This is a genomic window from Marinobacter alkalisoli (assembly GCF_045449855.1).
Lineage (GTDB): Bacteria > Pseudomonadota > Gammaproteobacteria > Pseudomonadales > Oleiphilaceae > Marinobacter.
In genome coordinates this window covers 30,293-52,436 of sequence record NZ_JBJJLC010000061.1, presented here as the reverse complement: position 1 = coordinate 52,436, position 22,144 = coordinate 30,293, and the positions used below count along the sequence as shown (strand labels likewise).

Annotated in this window: 20 protein-coding genes and 1 tRNA gene; 17 read left to right on the top strand and 4 right to left on the bottom strand. The window is 60.3% G+C overall.

The genetic code is table 11. From position 1 onward, the window contains the following. Nucleotide 1: 1 nt before the first annotated feature. Nucleotides 2-907, bottom strand: coding sequence for a helix-turn-helix transcriptional regulator (locus ACJO5Y_RS20385; protein WP_406989724.1), 906 nt, complete (start codon nucleotides 905-907; stop codon nucleotides 2-4). 305 nt (nucleotides 908-1,212) lie between these two features. Between ACJO5Y_RS20385 and ACJO5Y_RS20380 the strand changes: the two genes are divergently transcribed. From ACJO5Y_RS20380 to ACJO5Y_RS20345, 8 genes are all read left to right on the top strand, one after another. Further along, nucleotides 1,213-2,502, top strand: a complete 1,290-nt coding sequence (locus ACJO5Y_RS20380) for an MFS transporter (RefSeq protein ID WP_406989722.1) — start codon at nucleotides 1,213-1,215, stop codon at nucleotides 2,500-2,502. Nucleotides 2,503-2,654: 152 nt separating this feature from the next. Further along, nucleotides 2,655-3,080, top strand: coding sequence for a transcriptional regulator SlyA (gene slyA, locus ACJO5Y_RS20375; protein WP_406989721.1), 426 nt, complete (start codon nucleotides 2,655-2,657; stop codon nucleotides 3,078-3,080). A gap of 33 nt (nucleotides 3,081-3,113) precedes the next feature. Continuing rightward, entirely contained in the window at nucleotides 3,114-4,505 is a 1,392-nt protein-coding gene (locus ACJO5Y_RS20370; RefSeq protein WP_406989758.1) for a DHA2 family efflux MFS transporter permease subunit, read from the top strand. A gap of 239 nt (nucleotides 4,506-4,744) precedes the next feature. Beyond that, entirely contained in the window at nucleotides 4,745-5,314 is a 570-nt protein-coding gene (locus tag ACJO5Y_RS20365; RefSeq protein ID WP_406989719.1) for a TMEM165/GDT1 family protein, read from the top strand. 40 nt (nucleotides 5,315-5,354) lie between these two features. Further along, entirely contained in the window at nucleotides 5,355-6,410 is a 1,056-nt protein-coding gene (locus tag ACJO5Y_RS20360) for a L,D-transpeptidase family protein (RefSeq protein WP_406989717.1), read from the top strand. Between the two features lie 41 nt (nucleotides 6,411-6,451). Next, nucleotides 6,452-7,204: an SDR family oxidoreductase gene (locus ACJO5Y_RS20355; RefSeq protein ID WP_406989715.1), complete on the top strand. Its 753-nt coding sequence runs from the start codon at nucleotides 6,452-6,454 to the stop codon at nucleotides 7,202-7,204. A 45-nt stretch (nucleotides 7,205-7,249) separates the two neighbouring features. Beyond that, nucleotides 7,250-8,728, top strand: a complete 1,479-nt coding sequence (locus ACJO5Y_RS20350; RefSeq protein ID WP_406989714.1) for an NfeD family protein — start codon at nucleotides 7,250-7,252, stop codon at nucleotides 8,726-8,728. After that, nucleotides 8,728-9,522: a slipin family protein gene (locus tag ACJO5Y_RS20345; RefSeq protein ID WP_406989757.1), complete on the top strand. Its 795-nt coding sequence runs from the start codon at nucleotides 8,728-8,730 to the stop codon at nucleotides 9,520-9,522. Before ACJO5Y_RS20350 ends, ACJO5Y_RS20345 begins: the two co-directional genes overlap by 1 nt. 62 nt (nucleotides 9,523-9,584) lie before the next feature. On the opposite strand, the gene ACJO5Y_RS20340 is transcribed toward ACJO5Y_RS20345, so the two are convergent. The 3 genes from ACJO5Y_RS20340 to ACJO5Y_RS20330 form a co-directional block, all read right to left on the bottom strand. Further along, nucleotides 9,585-9,866 (bottom strand): Lpp/OprI family alanine-zipper lipoprotein, encoded by a 282-nt coding sequence (locus tag ACJO5Y_RS20340; RefSeq protein WP_406989712.1) that lies wholly within the window; start codon nucleotides 9,864-9,866, stop codon nucleotides 9,585-9,587. Nucleotides 9,867-10,089: 223 nt separating this feature from the next. Continuing rightward, nucleotides 10,090-10,641, bottom strand: a complete 552-nt coding sequence (locus ACJO5Y_RS20335; protein WP_406989710.1) for a L,D-transpeptidase family protein — start codon at nucleotides 10,639-10,641, stop codon at nucleotides 10,090-10,092. A gap of 111 nt (nucleotides 10,642-10,752) precedes the next feature. Further along, complete coding sequence (locus ACJO5Y_RS20330) at nucleotides 10,753-12,486, bottom strand: potassium/proton antiporter (protein WP_406989709.1); 1,734 nt, start codon at nucleotides 12,484-12,486, stop codon at nucleotides 10,753-10,755. 126 nt (nucleotides 12,487-12,612) lie between these two features. Between ACJO5Y_RS20330 and ACJO5Y_RS20325 the strand changes: the two genes are divergently transcribed. The 9 genes from ACJO5Y_RS20325 (at nucleotide 12,613) to nuoI (ending at nucleotide 22,126) form a co-directional block, all read left to right on the top strand. Beyond that, a tRNA-Gly gene (locus tag ACJO5Y_RS20325) sits at nucleotides 12,613-12,686 on the top strand. Nucleotides 12,687-12,915: 229 nt separating this feature from the next. Further along, the gene (ndhC, locus tag ACJO5Y_RS20320) at nucleotides 12,916-13,326 is read left to right on the top strand and encodes an NADH-quinone oxidoreductase subunit A (protein ID WP_406989707.1); all 411 of its coding nucleotides are present in this window, start codon (nucleotides 12,916-12,918) and stop codon (nucleotides 13,324-13,326) included. 75 nt (nucleotides 13,327-13,401) lie between these two features. After that, nucleotides 13,402-14,079 (top strand): NuoB/complex I 20 kDa subunit family protein, encoded by a 678-nt coding sequence (locus ACJO5Y_RS20315; RefSeq protein WP_406989705.1) that lies wholly within the window; start codon nucleotides 13,402-13,404, stop codon nucleotides 14,077-14,079. 49 nt (nucleotides 14,080-14,128) lie between these two features. Continuing rightward, on the top strand, nucleotides 14,129-15,889 hold the full coding sequence (nuoC, locus tag ACJO5Y_RS20310) for an NADH-quinone oxidoreductase subunit C/D (protein ID WP_406989704.1): 1,761 nt from the start codon (nucleotides 14,129-14,131) through the stop codon (nucleotides 15,887-15,889). Then, on the top strand, nucleotides 15,889-16,401 hold the full coding sequence (nuoE, locus tag ACJO5Y_RS20305; protein WP_406989702.1) for an NADH-quinone oxidoreductase subunit NuoE: 513 nt from the start codon (nucleotides 15,889-15,891) through the stop codon (nucleotides 16,399-16,401). Before nuoC ends, nuoE begins: the two co-directional genes overlap by 1 nt. Continuing rightward, on the top strand, nucleotides 16,398-17,768 hold the full coding sequence (gene nuoF, locus ACJO5Y_RS20300; RefSeq protein ID WP_406989700.1) for an NADH-quinone oxidoreductase subunit NuoF: 1,371 nt from the start codon (nucleotides 16,398-16,400) through the stop codon (nucleotides 17,766-17,768). Before nuoE ends, nuoF begins: the two co-directional genes overlap by 4 nt. Nucleotides 17,769-17,806: 38 nt before the next feature. Then, nucleotides 17,807-20,563 carry an NADH-quinone oxidoreductase subunit NuoG gene (nuoG, locus tag ACJO5Y_RS20295; protein ID WP_406989699.1) on the top strand — a complete coding sequence of 919 codons (2,757 nt, stop codon included), beginning with the start codon at nucleotides 17,807-17,809 and terminating at the stop codon, nucleotides 20,561-20,563. After that, nucleotides 20,560-21,543: an NADH-quinone oxidoreductase subunit NuoH gene (gene nuoH / locus ACJO5Y_RS20290; RefSeq protein ID WP_406989697.1), complete on the top strand. Its 984-nt coding sequence runs from the start codon at nucleotides 20,560-20,562 to the stop codon at nucleotides 21,541-21,543. The genes nuoG and nuoH overlap by 4 nt, the downstream gene beginning before the upstream one ends. Before the next feature lie 13 nt (nucleotides 21,544-21,556). Then, nucleotides 21,557-22,126 carry an NADH-quinone oxidoreductase subunit NuoI gene (gene nuoI, locus ACJO5Y_RS20285; protein WP_297797466.1) on the top strand — a complete coding sequence of 190 codons (570 nt, stop codon included), beginning with the start codon at nucleotides 21,557-21,559 and terminating at the stop codon, nucleotides 22,124-22,126. Nucleotides 22,127-22,144 lie beyond the last annotated feature (18 nt).

Genomic DNA, 22,144 nt, shown 5'->3' with positions numbered 1-22,144 from the left:
TCTAGCAAAGCCCCGCCACCGCTTTCACGGCTTTTTGCTGGGTGGTGCTTCCCAGGCTTACCTGCTCGGGATTGGCAAGTTCCAGTTGTTGCACCAGTGGGTCCGGATGCGGGGTGTCCAACGCCACGCCCAGGCGGGACAGCACATAGGGAGCCAGTGCCGCGCGGGTGTCCAGCTCAAGGCGATGGTTGGTCATGCCGTAGTCTGCGGCGATGATCTCCCGGCGCTCCTTGCTCAGCCGGCTGTCGGGAGTGAGCACCAGCGTCAGCTCGCGATTCCATTCATCGTCCTGGTGGGCGGTGTGGCGTGATTTCATCCGAGAGGCTTCCGGCTCGCCCCGGAAACGACTCAGGGCGAAATCGCTGAACGCCCCGGTGGTTTCGCACCAGGCTCGGAGGTGCCAGTTGTGGCCAACGCAGACCAGAGTATGGGGCTCCAGGAGACGCTGGGTGATGGCCGGTTGAGCGAGTGAGGCGTAACCGGCTTTCAACTGGCGCCCGTGACGGGTGGCGGTTACCACCGCACGCATGACGTCCGGTTGCACCACCCGGTGGGGGCCTTGCACAACGGTGCTGTCCGGAAGGCTGATGTTCAGGGTTTCAAAGGTGTCACTGAGATGCTCCTGGCGAGCCAGCAGATCCAGATATTCACTGGCCTGGCCACGGGTGACCACCGGGCGGAAGTCGGTCGCGGGCACATAGCCCTTCAGGTGCCGGTCGTAAACCAGGTTGTCGGGTGCCAGTTCCCGCAGATAGGTATTGATATCCTTGGAGGCCTGCTGCCGTCCGATGCCAAAGCTGTGGCAGATGTGGTTGGTCGTCAGCCGTCCTTCCCACAGGGCAATAATCTCAATCAGGCGGTAGCGAAGCAGCAGATCCCACCGGATGGGCCAGTCCGTTTTTTTCATAACAGGCGCTCACGGGTTTAGTGAATAGCTAGGGAGCCTCGGAATAACTCCTGAATAATGGTACCCGCTCCTTGCTGGCAGTTCTGTTACGTCACCTTAATGTAAAACAATGTCAAAGTCAGGCATGCCGCGGGCCCCAGCGAGTTGTTGTCGGAGTTTCCGCGCTGTGAGGCGGGCTTCGGGAAGTGCGTAGTGGTCACGCCGGGCTGCGCCTGCTCTAATTCGCCACCGGCAAAAACCGGCCCTTGCTGCTATGTTTTGTCACAATCCACCAGTGCAAGCCTGTAACGTCCGGAGCCTGTCAGATGACCCGAATGGTCACTTCCCTCTCTGCCCTGATTCTCAGCATCATTCTGCTGGTCAGCGGCAACGCGTTTCTGATGACGTTGCTGGGTATCCGCCTGAGCATTGAATCCATCGCACCGGACATTATCGGTTGGGTGCTGGTGTGTTATTCCATCGGGTTTGTCCTGGGCACTCTCTATGTCCAGAAGGTCATTGCCCGTGTCGGCCATATTCGGGCTTTTGCGGTATTCGCCGCTGTGGCTGCCGTCACATCACTGATGTACCCCATGGCCATTTCCATGATTTTCTGGGCGGTCCTGCGGGTATTGTCGGGGTTCAGCATGGCGGGCGTACTGGTGGTGATCGAGAGTTGGTTCAGCAGCCGTGCCACCAATGCCAACCGGGGGGCCCTGTTTGCGGTTTACCAGTTTGTTTTCTACCTGTCTGCCGCCGGTGGCCAGTTGGTGGTGAACATCGGTGATCCGGCGAACTTCATGCCGTTCTCGCTGGCAGCAATGTTGCTCGTGCTGGCGCTGGTTCCCTTGTCCCTGACGACAATGGAGGCTCCGGTCATTGAGCAGGCCGAGCGAATGTCGTTTTTCAAGCTTGGGCGGGAATCGTTCAGTGGTGTTGCCGGAGCCCTGATCTGCGGTGTGTTGATCGGCTCGTTCTACGCCCTCGGTCCGGTATACGCCACCATGGTGGGGCTGGATGTCGCCCGGACATCCACCTTCATGGCCAGCGCGATCATTGCGGCGATGCTGCTGGCGTGGCCCCTTGGTCGTGTGTGTGACCGCTTTGACCGGCGGCGGGTGATGTGCTGGGTGGCGTTGACTGCGGCCACAGCAGCGGGTCTGGTTGCTGTACTGGGTGCGGGCACAATATGGATACTGACGATACTGGTAGGCCTGTTTACCGGATTGTCGGCCATGGTTTACCCGATTGCGGTTGCGATCACCAATGACCGGATGGACAGTCATCGCATTGTGGCCGCCAGTGCGACTCTGTTGCTCAGCTATGGCATCGGCAGCGTGATCGGGCCGATCGTTATGGCGGAGTTGATCAGCGTGTTGGGGCCGAGGGGATTGTTCCTCGGGAATGCCGGCTTCCTGGTGTTGCTGGCGGTGGTGACCAGCTACCGTATTACCCATACCGACGATGTGGCGGTGGTGGACCAGGAACATTTCGTCCCGGCCATGCCGGAAACCTCTGCGGTCCTGACGGAAATCGATCCCCGCAACGAGGACTTCCACGAATCCCCGGAAAGCATGGAAATGCAGGAAGAAGAGCAACTTCGCCAGACCGGATGAATCTGCAATAGCCTGTCCAGGCGGGCTTTTTCCGCCCGCCTTTCGGTTTTCCCCAATATTGTTTCTGTATTAATATCTGTTTTCATTTCAATGGTTAGCTTACTATTGTTAGCTTTATGTGATTATTCAGTCCCTAATCGGAGTTCCCGACCATGAGAGATCAGTTTCCCTTTGCCGTTGCCCGGGTCACCCGCCGCTGGCGCAAACTGTTGGACGAGCGCCTGAAGGATCTGGGTGTGACGCAGGCACGCTGGACCACTATGGTCTATCTCAGGGAAGGGGGCGAAGGCCTGACCCAGCGTGAACTCGCCAGCCTGATGGCCATCGAGAATCCCACCCTTGTCCGTCTGCTGGACAGTCTGGAGCAGCAGGGCCTCATTGAACGCCGCCCGTGCCCCAATGACCGCCGCGCCCGACGTCTGCACCTGACGGATAACGGTCGTGCCTTTATGGAGGATCTGACCGAGCGTGCCTCCAAGCTGCGGGAGGAAATGCTGGACGGGATTTCCGACAAGGAAATCGACTGTGCCATCAAAGTTTTTCACAAGATTCTGGAAAACGCCGAAAAGCAGAAATAAAACGCACGAACCCGGCCTGGAGGAGCATTCGCTCTGAGTGATAATACGGTGGAGGGGCTGAAGGCCCGATACGGTGAACGCTGGCGCTGGCTGGCTGTTTTCACAGTGATGCTGGGTACCATGGCAACGGTGCTGAGTGCCACGGTGGTCAACGTGGCACTGCACGATATTATGCTGGAGTTCGGGATTCGTCAGGGCCAGGTTCACTGGCTGGCGACCGGTTTTATCGCCGCCATGACCACCACCATGCTGACCTCCAGTTGGCTGCTGGACCATTTCGGTCTCCGCAAGACTCTGGCAACAGCCATGGCCTTGTTCAGTCTGATTTCTCTGGCGGGTGGGTTTGCGTCATCCCCGGAACAATTGATCGCCGCCCGCATCGGTCAGGGTGCCATGGCCGGATTGATGCAACCCATGGGTATGTACCTGGTGTTCCGGATTTTCCCCCGGGAGCGTCGTGGTCAGGCGATGGGGATCTATGGCATGGGCGTCATCCTGGCGCCCGCACTGGGACCGGTTCTGGGCGGCTTTCTGGTCGATCAGCTGGACTGGCGCTATGTGATGTTTGCACCTGCGCCGGTCACCTTGCTGGGCGTATTCATGGCCTGGCGTTTTCTGCCGCTGCCGGTGTCGCGGCCAGCTCCCTATCGCTTTGACCTGCCCGGTCTGTTATTGCTGGGGTCCACCATCGCGGTGTCTCTGGACGCGCTGAATCGGCTGCAAAATGCTGCCGACAGTCGCTACTGGCTGGTGTTGGAAGGCCTGGTCGCGGTGACTACCCTGTTACTTTTCGTGTGGCGGGAGCGCAGAACCAGCCACCCATTGCTGAATCTCCGCCTGTTGCGCCAGCCGGTATTTCTCTATGCCAATCTTGGAGCCCTCGCCCTTGGCTTGGCGTTGTTTGGCTCCACGTATCTGGTGCCCCTGTTTGTCCAAACCGCCCTGAACTTCTCTGCCACCGAGGCGGGGCTGTTGATGCTGCCTGCGGGTATCGCCCTGGGCATGACCTTTCCCTTGGCGGGGCGGCTGGCTGACAAGCACAGCTCCCGCGCCCTGGTCGTTTTCGGCATGGTGCTGTTTGCAGCATCTGCGGCGTTGTTCGCGTTGTCCGATCTGGAGCTCGCGTTTGGCTGGCTGGCGTTGTGGACCATCCTCGGCCGGGTTGGCCTGGGGTTCATGTTGCCCGCATTGTCGACCGGCGCCCTGAATCCGCTTGAGCCCCAGGACCTGGGGGCGGGCTCCAGCACCATTAATTTTACCCGGCAGCTTGGCGGCGCCTACGGCGTCAACATCGTTGCCCTGACCATTGAGTTCGGGGACCACGCCGGGGGTATTCCCACCATCGACGCCTTTCATTCGGCATGGTGGCTGGTGGCGCTGTTCGTGGCGGTGGCAGCCATACCGGTATGGCGGATGCGAGCGTAATTGAACTGGAAATTGGCATCGGGTAGTATGCAGCTTCCTTCAGGGGAGTAGCCTCCGCCCGCTGTGAGCTCAGCGGACCGGATGGTAGTCAACATACTTGGGGCCCAATCCCCATGGCTATCGTGTCCCGCCCTAACCAGATAGTGGAATAGTGGCGAGATTGGCAAGACCTGAGGCAGACACCTCCAAAGGGCGGAAGGTGGCTGTCTCATGTCTGAAATTCCGCCCTGGGGCATTTCATGGACGCTTTTCTCTCTTCTACCCTCGCCGTTGCCATTGCTGAAATAGGTGACAAGACCCAGCTGCTTTCACTGTTCCTGGTAGCGCGTTACGCCCAGCGCTGGCCCATTATTCTTGGTATTTTTGTCGCAACGGTTCTGAATCATGCGCTTTCGGCCATGCTGGGGGCCTGGGTTGCCAAATGGATACCGGAAACCTGGCTGCCCTGGATCCTGGCCGTGAGCTTTGTCGCCATCGCACTGTGGTTGCTGATTCCTGACAAGGATGACAGCGACGACTCGAAGTTTCTGGGCATGGGCGCGTTCATGGCGACTACCGTGATGTTCTTTATCGCCGAGATCGGCGACAAGACCCAGGTGGCAACCGTGGTGCTGGCGGCACGATACACAGAGACCGTCTGGGTTATTATCGGTACAACCGTCGGGATGCTGTTGGCCAACATTCCGGTTATTATGGCGGGTAAGTGGTTAATGGACCGTTTGCCGTTGGCAACGGCCCGTATTGGTGCCAGTGTTCTTTTCGTTGTCCTGGCGATTGCAACGGTCTGGGCGGCCCTGGCTACGGCCTGAGTGCCCGCTCAAGGGGTTTTCTTTGTGGTGTGGAAAAGCTATGTGGTGTAAACGAATTCTGGCGTTGATGACGGTCGGCTTTGTTCTGTCCTGGACTGGCGCCTATGGCGCGGAACAGGACAAGACCCGGGTCATCGATGCTGCTGAAGCGCCGGATCGCAAACCGCGAGTGCCGGCGTTTGCCATCGACGGGGATCTCGCCGGGTCGCTGTCCGTGTTTACTACGAAGTATGAGGATACCTTCGCCGCCATTGGTAATGACCTGAGTCTGGGCTATCTGGAACTGGTGAAAGCCAACCCCGGTGTTGACCCCTGGCTGCCGGGGGATGGCACACGCATCACCCTGCCCCGTCAGTATGTCCTGCCCGATGTTGAGCGCAAGGGCATCGTCATCAACCTGGCGGAGTATCGTCTGTATTACTTCACCGACAAGGGTGTCCAGGTATACCCGGTCGGCGTGGGCACCGATGACAACCCGTCGCCGCTGACGGATGCCGAAGTCACCATGCCGCTGGAGTCGCCGGCCTGGTACCCGCCGGCCAGCATTCGTGCCGAATACGAGGCCTCGGGTGACTACCTGCCAAGAATGATCCCCCCTGGTCCCGGTAATCCGCTGGGCAGTCATGCCCTTATGCTCAGTGAGGAGGGCTACCTGATCCACGGCACCAACAAGCAGTTCGGGGTCGGTATGCAGGTCAGTCACGGTTGTTTCCGCATGTACAACGAGGACATTTCACGCTTTGTTTACCAGGTCAGCAAGGGCACGCCGGTACGGGTGATCAAGCAGCCGGTAAAGATTGGTCTGTCTGGCGGGGAAGTCTGGCTGGAAGTGCATCGTCCCCATGAGGAATACAGCGACCAGGACCGGGAGTGGTTGTGGCAGGAGGTGACGGAAGCGCTGGACAGCTTCCTTCAGCGCAGACCCGGCGTTGAAATCCAGCGTCGCGCCATAGAGCTCGCCGTCGATCAGGCGGATGGCCTTCCCACCATGGTGGGAGAACGGGTCCAGGTCCGCCAGCTGGCATCGGACGACAGTAACGCGGAAAAACCGGCTGATGTCGACCGCAACGAAACGGGGCCACAGCTCTGGTTCTGAGGCCGGTCCCTCTATCCATTCAAGAATAACAAGGACACCCCATGACGCGTACGATTCTGATCACCGGCGCCAGCTCCGGCCTTGGCGAAGGCATGGCCAGGGAATTTGCCGCTCGTGGAGACAATCTGGCGCTGTGTGCCCGTCGCACGGAACGGCTTGAAGCATTACGGGACGAGCTGCGGCGACAGTACCCGGCTATTCGTATCAGCCTCCAGGCACTGGATGTGAACGATCACGAACAGGTATTCGAGGTATTCCGGGGTTTCCAGTCGGAGTTTGGCACTCTGGACCGCATCATCGTCAACGCCGGTATTGGTAAGGGCCAACCCCTGGGGACCGGGCGCTTCCACGCCAACAAACAAACCGCCGAAACCAACTTCGTGTCGGCCCTGGCCCAGATCGAGGCCGCCATGGAGATATTCCGCGAGCAGACCCGGGGCCACCTGGTTGCCGTATCGTCGGTGACGGCAGTGCGCGGGATGCCAAAGAATGTCACGACCTATGCGGCCACCAAGGCCGGTCTGGCGGCCCTGATGGAAGGCTTGCGGGTGGAGCTGGTGAAACAAAAGTCTCCAATTCGGGTCACAACCTTGTATCCGGGCTATATTCGTACTGAGATTAATGAGAAAGTGAAAAACACGCCCTTCATCGTGGATGCGGAAACTGGCTGCAAGGCCATGGTTAAAGCGATCGAATCGGAGAAACCCGAGTGTTTCGTGCCTGGATGGCCATGGACACCACTGGGCTTCCTGATGAAGCGGCTGCCGGTATCGGTGTTGGCCAGAATGTTCTGATCCACTGTTTTGATCCGGGGAGGAGTACTGAAGATGAGCCGTCCCATGAGATCACCTTCTTCCAAGGGCCTGACCTGGTCACTGTTCGTATTGTTGCTGGGGAGCATGCTGGCACTGGGTTCCCTGGCCTATTCCGTGTACGCGCAGGAAAAAGCCTCTAATACCGCACTGGTACTGACTGTCGAGGGCGCCATTGGCCCGGCGACCATGGATTACGTGGTGCGTGGCATACAGCGTGCGGAATCGGAGGGCGCGGGGCTGGTCGTCATCCGGATGGACACTCCGGGGGGCTTGATGGAGTCCATGCGCGGAATCATCAAGGACATTCTCGCCTCATCCGTGCCGGTTGCCACCTACGTCTCCCCCGAGGGAGCCCGCGCGGCCAGTGCCGGCACCTACATCCTTTATGGCAGTCACATTGCCGCCATGGCGCCGGCCACCAACCTGGGCTCCGCAACCCCGGTGCAGATGGGTGGGGTTCCGGGCATGGATGATCCACCGGCCGAAGAGCCTGACGAGCAAGCCGAGGATGGCAAGGACGCCGAAACGGATAGTGATTCCGAAAAAGAAGCCAGTGAAAGCGACAGCAAACGCCGTGGCGGAACGGCGATGGAACGCAAGGTGCTGGAAGACGCTGTCAGTTATATCCGTGGTCTGGCGGAGCGTCACGGTCGCAATGCCGACTGGGCGGAAGAGGCCGTACGTGAAGCGGTTAACCTGGGCGCCACAGAAGCCCTGGAAAAGAACGTGGTGGACGTGGTCGCCAGTACCCTGCCCGACCTGCTGAGGCAGATAGACGGCCGCACCGTCAGGACGGCAGGCGGAGAGGTCACCCTGGCAACGGCCAACCTCGAACTGGTGCACGCAGCACCAGACTGGCGCACCCGCTTATTGTCGGTCATCACCAATCCCAACGTCGCTTATTTCCTGATGATCATCGGGTTCTACGGCATCATTTTCGAACTCTCCAACCCGGGTGCCATTTTCCCGGGTGTTATCGGAGCCATTTGTCTGATTCTGGCCCTGTTCGCCTTCCAGGTGCTATCAGTGAACTACGCTGGCCTGGCGTTGATCCTGCTGGGTCTGGCGTTCATCGTCGGGGAGGCCTTTATGCCCAGCTTTGGCATATTGGGTATAGGCGGGATTGTCGCCTTTATAACCGGCTCGGTGATTCTTATGGATGGCAGTCACCGGGATATTTCGCTGCCGATGGTGGGTGGAACCGCAGCGGTTGCCGCAGGCTTCATCCTTTGGACAGCGACGCGATTCATCGGTTTGCGCAAACGGCATCCGGTGAGCGGTCCGGAACAGATTTCCCATGAACGGGCCCGGGCCCTGGATGATTTCGAGTCCAGGGATGGCAGCTACCATGGGCATGTGCGTATGAGTGGTGAACGCTGGAACGCCACCAGCAGCTCCCCGGTCAAGACCGGTGATGAGCTGAATGTGACGGCAATAGAAGGGCTGACGGTGGTTGTGGAGCCGGGAGACACGATGACAAACCCAACGAAGGAGACGTTATGATGTTCGGTGATCTGATTCCCTATCTTGCACCCACGGTGGTGCTGCTTCTGATTATTGGGTCGGCGATCAAGATACTGCCTGAGTACGAGCGTGGCGTGGTCTTTTTCCTTGGCCGCTTCCAGGGCGTGAAGGGGCCGGGTCTGATCATTGTCATCCCCGGCATCCAACAGATTGTGAGGGTGGACCTGCGTGTGATCACCCTGGACGTACCGAGTCAGGATGTTATCTCCAAGGACAATGTCACCGTGCGGGTAAACGCCGTCCTGTATTTCCGCGTGGTGGATCCCGAACGTTCGATTATCCGGGTGGAGGATTACGCGGCGGCGACCAGCCAGCTGGCGCAGACAACACTGCGTTCGGTGCTGGGTAAACATGATCTGGACGAGATGCTGTCGGAGCGTGACAAGCTCAACGTTGATATTCAGGAGATCATCGATGCGCAGACCGAGGAGTGGGGCATCAAGGTGTCTAACGTGGAAATCAAGCATGTGGATCTGAATGAGAACATGATCCGTGCTATTGCGCGTCAGGCGGAAGCGGAGCGTGAGCGGCGAGCCAAGGTGATTCATGCCGAAGGCGAATTGCAGGCCTCAAAGAAGTTGGTGGAAGCGGCCGAGGTAATGTCCACCAATTCTGGCGCCATGCAGCTTCGCTATTTGCAGACCCTGGCGGATATGAGCAACAACAATTCGTCCACTATTGTGTTCCCGCTGCCCATGGATATGTTGAAGTCCTTCATGGAGAAACAGAAGCAGGGGCTTAACAAACCGAAGGATTCGGATTCCGGGGAATAATCACCAGATGACAGGCATGAAAAAGGCCGGACTATTCCGGCCTTTTTCATGACGTATCAGCCTTACTTCTGGCTGGCACGCTCGAGCATACGCTTGGCACGCTCGTTTGCTTCGTCAGCAGCCCGCTGGGCGGCTTGCGCAGCAGCCAGTGCTTCGTCTGCAGTCTGCTGGGCAGAACGTGCAGCGCTGGAAGCGCTATTGGCAGTGTTCAGGGCATTTTCAGCAGTCTGTTCAGCGGAGCTCGCGTTAGCATTTGCTTCGTCGATAGCTCCCTGGTCAGTGGTGGCACAACCTGCAGTCAGTGCGGTGGCCAGTGCAAACCCTGCGATCGTCAGTTTACGCATATCTTTTCCCCTTTATTGGTCGTTTTATTTCCTGTGATCCAGAAGCCATTAGATGACGTCCTGTCAAACCGGGCCCGATAGGCTTTGACTACCGGAGTCGTCAAACAGTGTAAAACACTCTGCGGGAAAATGTTAACTAAGGATACGTAAAAGTTCTGGCCTTATGACAACAACTTAATAAAAAAGAAAGCTGGTTGCCGTCATGCCAGGCGCTTCGGAGGTGTCAGGGCAGAATGCGGATGGGGGTGCCGTCAGCCACCAGGTTCCAGATTTCGTCCATTTCCTCGTTGGTCACGGCGATGCAGCCGTTGGTCCAGTCCAGGCCGGTGTAGGCAAACGCCATATCCCCGGCTTCGTTTGGCAGACCGTGGATCATGATGCTGCCGCCGGGATCCAGGCCCCAGGCCTGCGCGAGTTCCTGGTCCCGGTCATTGGGGTAGGAGATATGAATCGACTTGTAGAAATCGCTGTTGGCGTTGCGCCAGTCCAGTTGATAGTCCCCTTCGGGAGTGCGTTTGTCCCCCTCATACAGCTTGTGCCCCTCGGGACTCTCTCCCAGGGAAATCCGATAACTGCGGACCACTTCCTCGTCATCCATGAGGTATAACCTGCGTTCACTTTTGCGGACCAGTACTTTGTCGATCCCCCGGGGGTGATCGAGAGAAGGTTTTTCATCGGGTATCCGGGATTCCGCACGGGCCAGCAACTCGGTTGCCGAGGCAGACGATAGCGGCGCCAGGAGACTGGCGACAAACATGAACAAAAATAGAGGCATCCGGACAGTCATGGCCATAAGTTACTAATGATTAATATTGGTCTGGCACAGTTTATAGCATAGCCGACCGCAAGCATGTTAATGGGTTTTGTTAACTTTTTTGGTTATCTATTAACCGGACCGCCTGTTTTGTGAGCTGTCCATCTTCAGGCCGACCTTGGTGACGCGGTCGGCCTCGGTTGCCCGGGCCACCAGGGTGACCGGTCCCAGAATCACCTTGTCACCGACTACCGGGTGGCCCTTGGTGCGGCGTGCGAAGCATTCAGCCAGAGACAGCTCGGGGGGCAGTTCGTCAAACTCGATACCGTACACCTGTTCCACATCCCCCAACAACGCGTCGCCATTGAGGACAAAGTCACCGAAGAATGCGCGTTCGGCGAGATGTTTCGGCGCCTGACGACCACTGAGCGCCTTGCCCAGCTCGGACAGGTCGGATGGTGTGGCGAACATGGCGATGACATCACCGGTGGAGACTTCCATTTCGGGGCTGGGCTGGTAACAGATGCGTTTGCGAAACACGCCGGCAATGGCGGTGTTGGACGGCAAGCGCAGCTGGCCAAGGGGGCGGGGCGTTTTCCAGTTATCGCCCCGCAACGGGAACAACATCAGTTCATGGTCACCGGTCGCGGGCACATCGAGGGGCAGACGCCGGTAAGGATCTTCGCCGGCCGGGACTTCCAGACCGAGTTTGCGGGCCAGGGGCGCCATGGTGGTGCCCTGCACGATCAGCGACACCAGGACGATGAAGAAGGCAGCGTGAAACAGCAGTTGGGCATCGGGCAGGCCGGCGATAATCGGAAACAGCGCCAGTACAATCGGCACCGCCCCGCGCAGGCCGACCCAGCTGATAAAGCCCAGTTCCCGGCGATTGAAACCAAATGGCCATAGGGTGATCAGCACCGTCAGCGGACGAATCAGGAAAATAAGCGCCAGGGCCAGGATCAGGCCAGCGCCGGCCAGGCTCCACAGGTCGGATGGGGTCACCAGCAACCCGAGGATCAGGAACAGGCTGATCTGCGACAGCCAGGCGAGACCGTCATGGACCTGCAGGATCATGGGCATCATGCGTACCGGGCGGTTGCCGATCACCACGCCGGTGAGGTAGATGGCGAGGAAGCCGCTGCCGCCAATGGCATTGGTGCCGGAAAACACGGCAATGCCGGCCGCAGCCACCAGCAACGGATACAGCGACGGTGTGAGGCGGATGCGGTTGGCCAGTTGAACCACTACGTGGCCACCAAGAATGCCGGCAATACCGCCTATCCCGAACTGCTTGGCCAGCATCTGCAGGCCGCCCCAGTTGGCGCCCTGACTGTTATCCGCGATCATGGTGACCAGCATCAAGGTCAGGAAAATGGCCATCGGATCGTTGCTGCCGGACTCGATTTCCAGGGTGGCGCTGACCCGTTCATTGAGGTGCAGCCCGCGGCCCTGAAGCAGTGAAAACACTGCTGCTGCGTCGGTGGACGAGATGATGGCGCCGATCAGCAGCGCGGTCATCCAGTGCAGATCGAACACCCACCACGCCACCAGGCCTGAGCCTGCGGCGGTCAGGAAAACCCCGAACGTGGCCAGCATCAGTGCCGGCCGCAGACCAACCCGGAAAGTCTCCGCGCGGGTGCGCATACCACCGTCCAGCAGGATAACCCCGAGCGCCAGGTTGGCGATCACAAAGGCAAGCTCGAAATTGTCGAAATCGATGCCACCCGGACCGTCTTCCCCCATCATCATCCCGACAATCAGGAATATCAGCAGTACAGGCATACCGACCCGGCTTGAAAGCGGGCTCAGTACAATGCTGATGACCAGCATCAGGGCGCCAATCAGGGTGAACGTGGGGTCCATCGAATCTCCGTCAGTTACTGTGTGAGCATAGCAGGAGCGCTCCGGGGGCGGCGAAGGAAAATTGCCGGCCCGGGGCTTGCTGAGCCGTGGCAAGTCCGCTTATATTGCCGTAACGAGAGGCGTCTTGCGGGTGTAGTTCAATGGTAGAACGGCAGCTTCCCAAGCTGCATACGAGGGTTCGATTCCCTTCACCCGCTCCATTCCACGCTTTCCGCACTCACTTATCCTTCCATATTCGGTTTCTCTTGTAAAAACAAATAATTATAAGCTTTTGGCTTTATTGTAAGCTGTTGTCGTCCATTTTGTAACAAACCGTTTTGTGTGCCAGTCGGGCACCCGGCTGTGTTTGTGCAATCCGGAGGCTGTTGCTAGGTTTTACAGGAGGTGTTGGAAAAAACAGCCGTTGTCTGCCAGTTGAGAGGGAAGCACATGTTGGAAAACGTGGCGAATGGCATTGCCGAATACTGGGCCACGGGGTTTTTCATCGTAGCGGTGGCCGGTCTTTGCGCCTTTATGGTGGGTGTGTCGAGTGTTCTTGGCGGGCGCAGCCGCGGCATAAGCAAATCCATTCCGTTTGAGTCCGGTATTGTCGGTGCCGGCAGCGCGCGCCAGCGTTTTTCCGTCAAGTTCTATCTGGTTGCCATGCTGTTTGTGATCTTCGACATTGAGGCGGTATTCCTGTTTGCCTGGGCGATTGTTATCCGTGATGTCGGCTGGACCGGGTTCTGGGGTGCTGCCGTGTTCATCTTTATCTTGCTGGCCGGTCTCGTCTATGACAGCCGCACCGGTGCCCTGGACTGGGCCCCGCAAGCCGGGCCGGCAGACAAAACCGGCGATTAGCCACATATCCGCTGAAGCTCCTGGCCTTTTGGGTGCCAGGTCGTGAGGGCGGTGTGAACATCAATGGAGGTATCCATGGCCTATACCCTGACCCGGGCTGAGGATCCGACGGGAGGCGACACCCGTTACCCGGTTGATCGTCGGGAAAAAACCGAGGATCCGGTGAAACAGCAACTCGAGCGCAATGTGTTTACCGGCAAGCTCAGTGAGGTGCTCAACTCAGCGGTGAACTGGGGCCGGAAAAACTCTTTATGGCCCTACAACTTTGGGTTGTCCTGTTGCTACGTGGAGATGACCACCGCGTTTACTTCGCCCCACGATATTGCCCGGTTCGGCTCGGAGGTGATCCGGGCGTCGCCCAGGCAGGCGGACTTCATGGTGATTGCCGGCACCTGTTTCATCAAGATGGCTCCGGTTATCCAGCAGCTTTACGACCAGATGCTGGAGCCGAAATGGGTGATTTCCATGGGCTCATGCGCCAACTCCGGCGGTATGTATGACATCTACTCGGTGGTTCAGGGGGTGGACAAATTCCTGCCGGTGGATGTCTACGTGCCCGGATGCCCGCCACGCCCGGAGGCGTTTTTGCAGGGTCTCCAGCTGCTGCAGGACGCCATCCAGGAAGAACGGCGACCGCTTTCCTGGGTGGTGGGTGACCAGGGTGTATACCGGGCCGAGATGCCGTCGCAGCGGGAGAAATGGCGGGACCAGCGTATCCAGGCCACGGAATTGAGGAGCCCCGACAAGCTATAAAGCCGCTTGCCGTCGTTTACAACTGATGATCAGGAGTCAAGCCACGAGCATGAGCAATAGCGCAGAAAATGCCGACGGTGAGATAGTCGAAGCCCTGCAGCGGGACTTTGGCGAGGGTGTGCTGCACTGCCAGCAGACCCGCACCGGCATGCCTGTGCTCTGGGTTTTGCGGGCGGCCCTGACCGATATACTGGGCTATCTGAAGAGCCTGGATGCTCCCTTCGATCTGCTGTACGACCTGTCGGCGACCGACGAACGCCTGCGCGGCCACCGCCAGGGCCTGCCGGATTCGGATTTCACGGTGTTCTATCAGTTGATGTCGATAGCCCGGAACCGCGACATCATGCTCAAGGTGGCCCTGAACGAGGAGGACCTGAGTCTGCCCACCGCCACCGGGGTGTTTCCGTCCGCCAACTGGTACGAGCGGGAAGTGTGGGACATGTTCGGTATCAACTTTGCCGGCCATCCGCACCTTGAGCGCATCCTGATGCCGCCGACCTGGACCGGCCACCCGCTGCGCAAGGATTACCCCGCCCGGGCCACGGAGTTTGATCCCTACACATTGACGGTGGAAGGCCAGCAGACCGAGCAGGAAGCGCTCCAGTTCGTGCCCGAGGCCTGGGGCATGGCGCGGGAGAGGGACGGGGCCGAGTTCATGTTCCTGAACCTCGGGCCCAACCACCCGTCCGCCCACGGCGCCTTTCGCATCGTGCTGCAACTGGACGGCGAGGAAATCGTCGACTGCGTGCCGGACATCGGCTATCACCACCGGGGCGCGGAGAAAATGGCCGAGCGCCAGTCCTGGCACAGCTTCATTCCCTACACCGACCGAATCGATTACACCGGGGGAGTGATGAACAACCTGCCTTACGTGCTGGCGGTGGAAAAGCTGGCCGGCATCGAGGTACCGGACCGGGTGAAAACCATCCGGGTGATGATGGCGGAAATGTTCCGTATTACCAGCCATCTGCTGTTCCTCGGTACCTACCTGCAGGACCTCGGAGCCATGACGCCGGTGTTCTTCACTTTCAGCGACCGCCAGCGGGGCTACAAGGTGATCGAGGGCATCACCGGTTTTCGCATGCACCCGGCCTGGTATCGCATCGGCGGGGTGATGCAGGATTTGCCCCAGGGCTGGGAACAACTGGTCCAGGAGTTTCTGGACTGGATGCCGGCGCGCCTGCGGGAGTACGAGCGGGCCATGATGGAGAACGCCCTGGTCCGGGAAAGGACGCGGAACATAGCTGCTTTTGACACGGCCGAGGCCTTGGCCTGGGGGGTCACCGGCCCGAACCTTCGGGCCACAGGATGCAACTTCGATCTGCGCAAACAACGGCCCTATTCCGGTTACGACAACTTCGAGTTCGAGGTGCCGTTGGGGCACCGGGGCGACGTCTTTGACCGGGGGCAGCTGCGTATCGAAGAAATGCGACAGAGCTTGCGGATTATCCAGCAATGCGTGGACCACATGCCGTCGGGCGACTTCAAGGCGGACCATCCGCTCACCACACCGCCGCCCCGTGAGCGCATGCTGGAACATATTGAAACCCTGATCACCCACTTCCTGCAGGTGTCCTGGGGGCCAGTGCTCAAACCCCAGGAATCGATGCAGATGGTGGAGGCCACCAAGGGCATCAACAGTTACTACCTGACCAGTGATGGCAACACCATCAGTTACCGGACCCGGATACGAACGCCCAGTTTCCCGCACCTTCAGCAGATTCCCAGTGTGATGCGTGGCGGCTTCGTGCCGGACCTGATCGCCCACCTGGGTAGTATTGATTTCGTAATGGCCGACGTGGACCGCTGATGATGGAACCGACTCCGACCCCACAGACCATCACTACTGACGGCTTCCGGCTGCACCCGGAGGATGAGGCTGCCATGCGCGCCGAGGCCAGTCACTACGAGCAGCCCCAGGCGGCCTGCATTGAGGCGCTGAAGATAGTCCAGCGTCGCCATGGCTGGGTGCCGGATGACGCGATCCCGGCCATTGCCCGGGTATTGGGTGTGGGACCGGCCAGCGTTGAGGGCGTGGCCACCTTTTACAGCCTGATATTCCGGCAGCCGGTGGGACGCCATGTGATCCTGGTTTGCGACAGCAGTTCCTGTTTCCTGACCGGGGCTGACCAGCTCCGGCAGGGCCTGAGCGGCAGGCTCGGCATCGAATTGGGTGAAACCACGGCCGATGGCCGCTTCACCCTGCTTCCGGTGTGCTGTCTGGGTGCCTGCGATGGCGGGCCTGCCCTGATGATTGATGATGACGTCTACGGCCCGGTAAGTGCCGACGACCTTCCGGGTCTATTGGAGGGCTATCCGTGAACAGTCAGCGCCAGTCTCCGGTCTATCGCAGCCGCTTGCTCCAGCCTGCCTCGGAGCGCACGCCGGACAGCCACCCGCTGACCTGGCGGCTTCGGGACGACGGCCAGATGGTGGACCTGAAAGACTATGAATCGAAGCAAGGCTACGAGACCGTTCGGCTGGTACTGGATGCCGGGGATCCCCAGGCGGTCATTGCAGCCATAAAAGAGGCCAATGTCCGGGGCCGCGGTGGTGCCGGCTTTTCCGCCGGCCTGAAATGGAGCCTCACCATGCAGGGTGCCGGCATGCCCCGGGGGTATATCGTCTGCAATGCCGATGAGATGGAGCCGGGCACCTTCAAGGACCGCCTGCTCATGGAGCAGCAGCCGCATTTGTTGATTGAGGGCATGATTCTGGCGGCCTTCGCCAACAACGCCCGTTATGGCTACATCTTTCTGCGCGGGGAGTACGTGGAATCAGCCCGGGTTCTGACGGTGGCCCTGGCTGAGGCTCGTGAGGCCGGCTGGCTCGGTCCGGACATCGCCGGCAGTGGCTTTGATTTTGACATTGCCCTGCACACCGGTGCCGGGCGCTACATCTGCGGAGAGGAAACCGCCCTGCTCAACTCGCTGGAAGGCCATCGGGCCAATCCCAGGGCCAAGCCTCCGTTCCCCGGCCAGTCTGGCGCCTGGGGCAAACCAACGGTGGTTAACAATGTGGAAACCCTCTGCAACGTACCTGCGGTCATGTTGCGGGGTGCCGACTGGTACCAGGGGCTATCGGGGGATCGCACCGAGGATGGTGGCACCAAACTGTACGGCGCCTCGGGGCTGGTGTACCGGCCCGGTCTTTGGGAGTTGCCCATCGGCACCACCGGTCGGGAGATCCTGGAACTGGCCGGGGGGCTGCGGGACGACCGAAAACTCAAGGCCTGGCTGCCAGGCGGTGCCAGCACCGGGTTCCTGTTGCCGGAGCATCTGGACCTGCCGCTGGATTTCGGCACCGTGGGCAAGGAAGGCAGTCGCCTCGGTACCGGCCTGATCACCGTGGTGACCGAGGATCAGAGCATGGTGTCGCTGATGCGCAATCTGGAGGAGTTCTTTGCCCGGGAATCCTGTGGCTGGTGCACGCCCTGCCGCGAAGGCCTGCCGTGGGCGGTGAAGTTGTTGCTGGCTCTGGAGCGGGGCGAAGGCGAGGTCGGCGATGTGGAACTGCTGGACAAGCTGGCGGCGGACTGCGGCCCGGGGCTGACCTTTTGTGCTCACGCCCCGGGTGCGGCCATGCCCCTGCAGACCGCGCTCCGGCATTTCCGGCACGAATTCGAGCAGGGCGTTCGCTACCCGAAGGGCAAGGCCCATGCGGATCCAATACCGGTGGGGGAAGTATGAATCGATCGTTGATGGGCAACAGGGAGTAAACGGGCGCCATGGCAACCATTCACGTGGACGGCCAGAGCTACGAGGTTAACGGGGCAGACAACCTGCTCCAGGCCTGCCTGTCCCTGGGCCTCGACATTCCCTATTTCTGCTGGCACCCGGCCATGGGCAGTGTCGGCGCCTGCCGCCAGTGCGCCGTGCGCCAGTACAGGGACAGCGAGGACGACAAGGGCATGCTGGTGATGTCCTGTATGACCCAGGCGGCGGACGGCACCCGCATTGATATTGAGGATGGGGAAGCCCGGGCTTTCCGGGCCAGCGTGGTGGAATGGCTGATGATCAACCACCCCCACGACTGCCCGGTCTGCGAGGAAGGCGGCCACTGCCACCTGCAGGACATGACCGTGATGACCGGCCACGATCGCCGCCGATACCGGTTCCGAAAACGCACCCGTCGTAACCAGTATCTGGGGCCGTTCATCGCCCACGAGATGAACCGGTGTATCACCTGTTACCGCTGTGTGCGCTTTTACAACGACTACGCCGGCGCCACCGACCTGGGCGCGTTCGGAGCCAAGGACAACATCTATTTCGGTCGCTATGAAGAGGGCACTCTGGAAAGCCGGTTTGCCGGTAACCTGACAGAAGTCTGTCCCACCGGCGTGTTCACCGACCAGAGTCATTCCGACCATTACGCCCGCAAGTGGGACCTGCAATTCGCCCCGGGTATCTGTCACCAGTGCGCGGTGGGGTGCAACATCAGCCCGGGCGAACGCTATGGCGATATCCGGCGAATTGAAAACCGCTACCACGGTGAGGTGAACGGGTTTTTCCTGTGTGATCTCGGCCGCTTCGGCTACGGCTATGTGAACCGGCAGGACCGGCCCCGCATGCCGGAGTTCTGTTCCTCGCCGGGGCAGGAGCGGGAAACACTGGGGGTGGATTCGGCCCTGGCCCGGATTACGGAGGCCTTGCGCCACGCCGGTCGGATTATTGGTATTGGCTCGCCCCGGGCCAGCCTGGAAAGCAATCACCAGCTTCGGGAACTGGTCGGTGAGGCAAACTTTTCCACAGGCATCAGTACGGGTGAGCAGATCTGCCTCGGTCTGATGGAGGAACTGGGCCGAAGTTGCGGACTGCCTGCGCCCACATTGCGGGAGGTTGAAGGGCATGATGCCGTGCTCCTGCTCGGGGAAGACCCCATGGAGAGCGCGGCGCGGCTCGGCCTTGCCATCCGCCAGGCAATCACCGCGCCACAGGTGGAACACGCGGCAAAGCTGGGAATCCCCCAATGGAATGCCGAAGCCATGAAAACCCTGGCCCAAAACCATCGCCAGCCGTTGTTCATTGCCTATCCGGCCGAAACCGAGCTGGATCCCCTTGCCCGGAAACGGCTGGCGCTCGCGCCCGACGACATCGCCCGGCTCGGATTTGCGGTGGCCCACGTCATCGATCCGACGGCACCGGATGTTCCTGACCTGGAGCAGGCGCTGCGGTTGCGGGCCTCAGAGATTGCCAGCGCGCTGATGGCCGCTGAACGGCCGCTGGTGGTCAGCGGCGGTGCCCTGGGTTCTCCGGCCATTATCCGGGCCGCCGGCAACATTGCCCGGGCGCTCGCCCGGCGGACCAGGCAGGGCGGGCTGTTATTCGTTCGCCGGGAAGTGAACAGCACGGGCCTGTCCCTGTTGGGCGGACAGCCCCTGGAATGGGCGCTTGATCAGCTGGCAGACGGAAACGCCGATGCCGCAGTCATCCTGGAGAACGACCTTTATCAGCGCCTGCCGGAAGCCCGGGTCGACGCTGCCCTGGCCAACGTCCAGACGCTGGTGGTGCTGGACCATCAGCGCACCCGGACGCTGAACCGGGCAAGCTTCTCGCTGCCAGCGGCGAGCTTTGCCGAAGGTGATGGCACCCTGGTCAGCCTGGAAGGACGGGCTCAGCGCTTCTTCCAGGTGTTCGAGCCAGGCTATCTCCGCCCGGAAGCCCGGATTCACGAGAGCTGGCGCTGGCTGCACGGCCTCTCGGCCAAGTTGAACGGCGATACTCCGGGGGAGATTACCCTGGACCAGGTGACGTCTGCTTGCAGCCGGGCCTGTCCGGACCTGGCGATGATTACCGCTGCTGCTCCCGATGCCAGTTTCCGGATCGAGGGGCTACGGCTGGCCCGGGAGCCGCACCGTTACAGTGGCCGGACCTCCATGAGGGCAAACCGGAGTGTCAGTGAGCCCCGGGTGTCCCAGGATCCGGACACCGCACTTGCCTTTTCCATGGAGGGCTATAGCGGTTTCCGGCATCCGCATCAGCAGGTGCCGTTTGCCTGGGCGCCGGGCTGGAACTCGCCCCAGGCATGGAATAAGTTCACCGATGAAGTAGGCGGCCACCTGCGCGGGGGCGACCCGGGCATCCGGTTACTCGGCCCCCGGCCTGGCCACTATCACTACGAGTGTGACATTCCGGCTGCCTTTCAGCCGTCCGGCACGGATTGCCAGGCCATCGTTCTGCCCCGCCTGTTCGGCGGCGAGGAAACCTCTGCCCGGGCGGAACCCATTCGTCAGCGGATGGAGCCACCGGTGCTACTACTTTCGCAAGCCGATGCCAAAGCACTGGGTGTCGAGCTGGGCGGACTGGTCACGGTCACCGGCAAGCATGCTTGTGTGACGCTGCCGGCCGGTATGCCGGCGGACTGGCCCCGGGGGCTGGTTGGCCTGCCGGGGGGCAGCGTTCCGGCGGGCATCGGCGGTGGTCCGGTCACGCTGACCGCCGGCCCGGGTTCCATGCCGACAACCGGTGAGGAGGTGCGCCCGTGAGCTGGCTGACGCCGGAATGGCAGGTAATTCTCTGGGCCATGTTCCAGGCTTTGGTGATTCTCCTCGGTGCGGTTCTGCTGGGTGCCACCCTGACCATTGTTGAACGACGCCTGCTGGGGCTCTGGCAGGACCGGTACGGGCCCAACCGGGTCGGTCCGTTTGGCAGCTTTCAGCTGGTGGCCGACATGATCAAGATTTTCTTCAAGGAGGACTGGATTCCACCGTTTGCGGACCGGCCGCTGTTCGTGCTGGCACCTATGATTGCCTTTGCCTCCCTGCTGCTGTCGTTCATCGTTATACCGATAACGCCCGGATGGGGCATTGCGGACCTGCATATCGGGTTGCTGTTTTTCCTGGCAATGGCGGGAATCAACGTTTACGCGGTGCTGCTGGGGGGCTGGGCCAGTGGCAACAAGTACGCGTTGCTGGGCGCTTTGCGCTCGTCAGCCCAGACGATTTCCTACGAGGTGTTCATGGGCCTGTCGCTGATGGGGGTGGTGGCCCTGGCCGGTTCCTTCAACATGCGCGAGATTGTCGCTGCCCAGGAAGGGCTCTGGTTCGTCATTCCCCAGTTCTTTGGCTTCTGCACCTTCCTGATTGCCGGCATTGCCGTGACTCACCGCCACCCCTTTGACCAGCCCGAAGCCGAGCAGGAGCTGGCGGACGGGTATCACATTGAATACTCCGGCATGAAGTTCGGCCTGTTCTTTATCGGCGAGTATGTGGGCATGGTGCTGGTGTCTGCCCTCATCGTGACCCTGTTCTTTGGCGGCTGGCACGGCCCCTGGCTACCCCCGGTGCTCTGGTTTGCGATCAAAACCGGCTTCTTCCTGGTGCTGTTCATCCTGTTGCGGGCCTCACTGCCGCGGCCCCGCTATGACCGGGTGATGAGCTTTGGCTGGAAGGTTTGCCTGCCCCTGACCCTGATCAATCTGCTGGCAACCGGCGCGGTGGTGCTGCTGGTTGCACCCGAAGGCTGAGGAGGATTCCGTCATGGAGAAAGAAAAGGTCCCGTTCATCAAATCCGTGTTGTGGCTCGTACCGGCGACCTGGACCCAGCTGCGGACCCTGGGAATGGTGTTCATGCACAGCTTCCGCAAGCGGGAGACCGTGAACTATCCGGAAGAGGCGGTCTATCTGCCGCCCCGCTACCGGGGCCGGATCGTGCTGACCCGCGATCCCGACGGAGAGGAACGCTGCGTTGCCTGCAACCTGTGCGCGGTGGCCTGCCCGGTGGACTGCATTTCCCTGCAGAAGGGGGAGCAGGAGGACGGCCGCTGGTACCCGGAATTCTTCCGGATCAATTTCTCCCGCTGCATTTTCTGCGGCATGTGTGAGGAAGCCTGTCCCACCTCGGCGATCCAGCTGACCCCGGACTTCGAGATGGGCGAGTACGACCGGCAGGAACTGGTTTACGAGAAAGAAGACCTGCTGATCAACGGGCCGGGCAAGGATCACGATTACCACTTCTACAAGGTGGCGGGCATGGCCATCGGAGGCAAGGACAAGGGCCAGGCCCTGAATGAGGAGGAACCGGTGGACGTACGGTCTCTGTTGCCATAACCCGGGAGGCGAGAATCC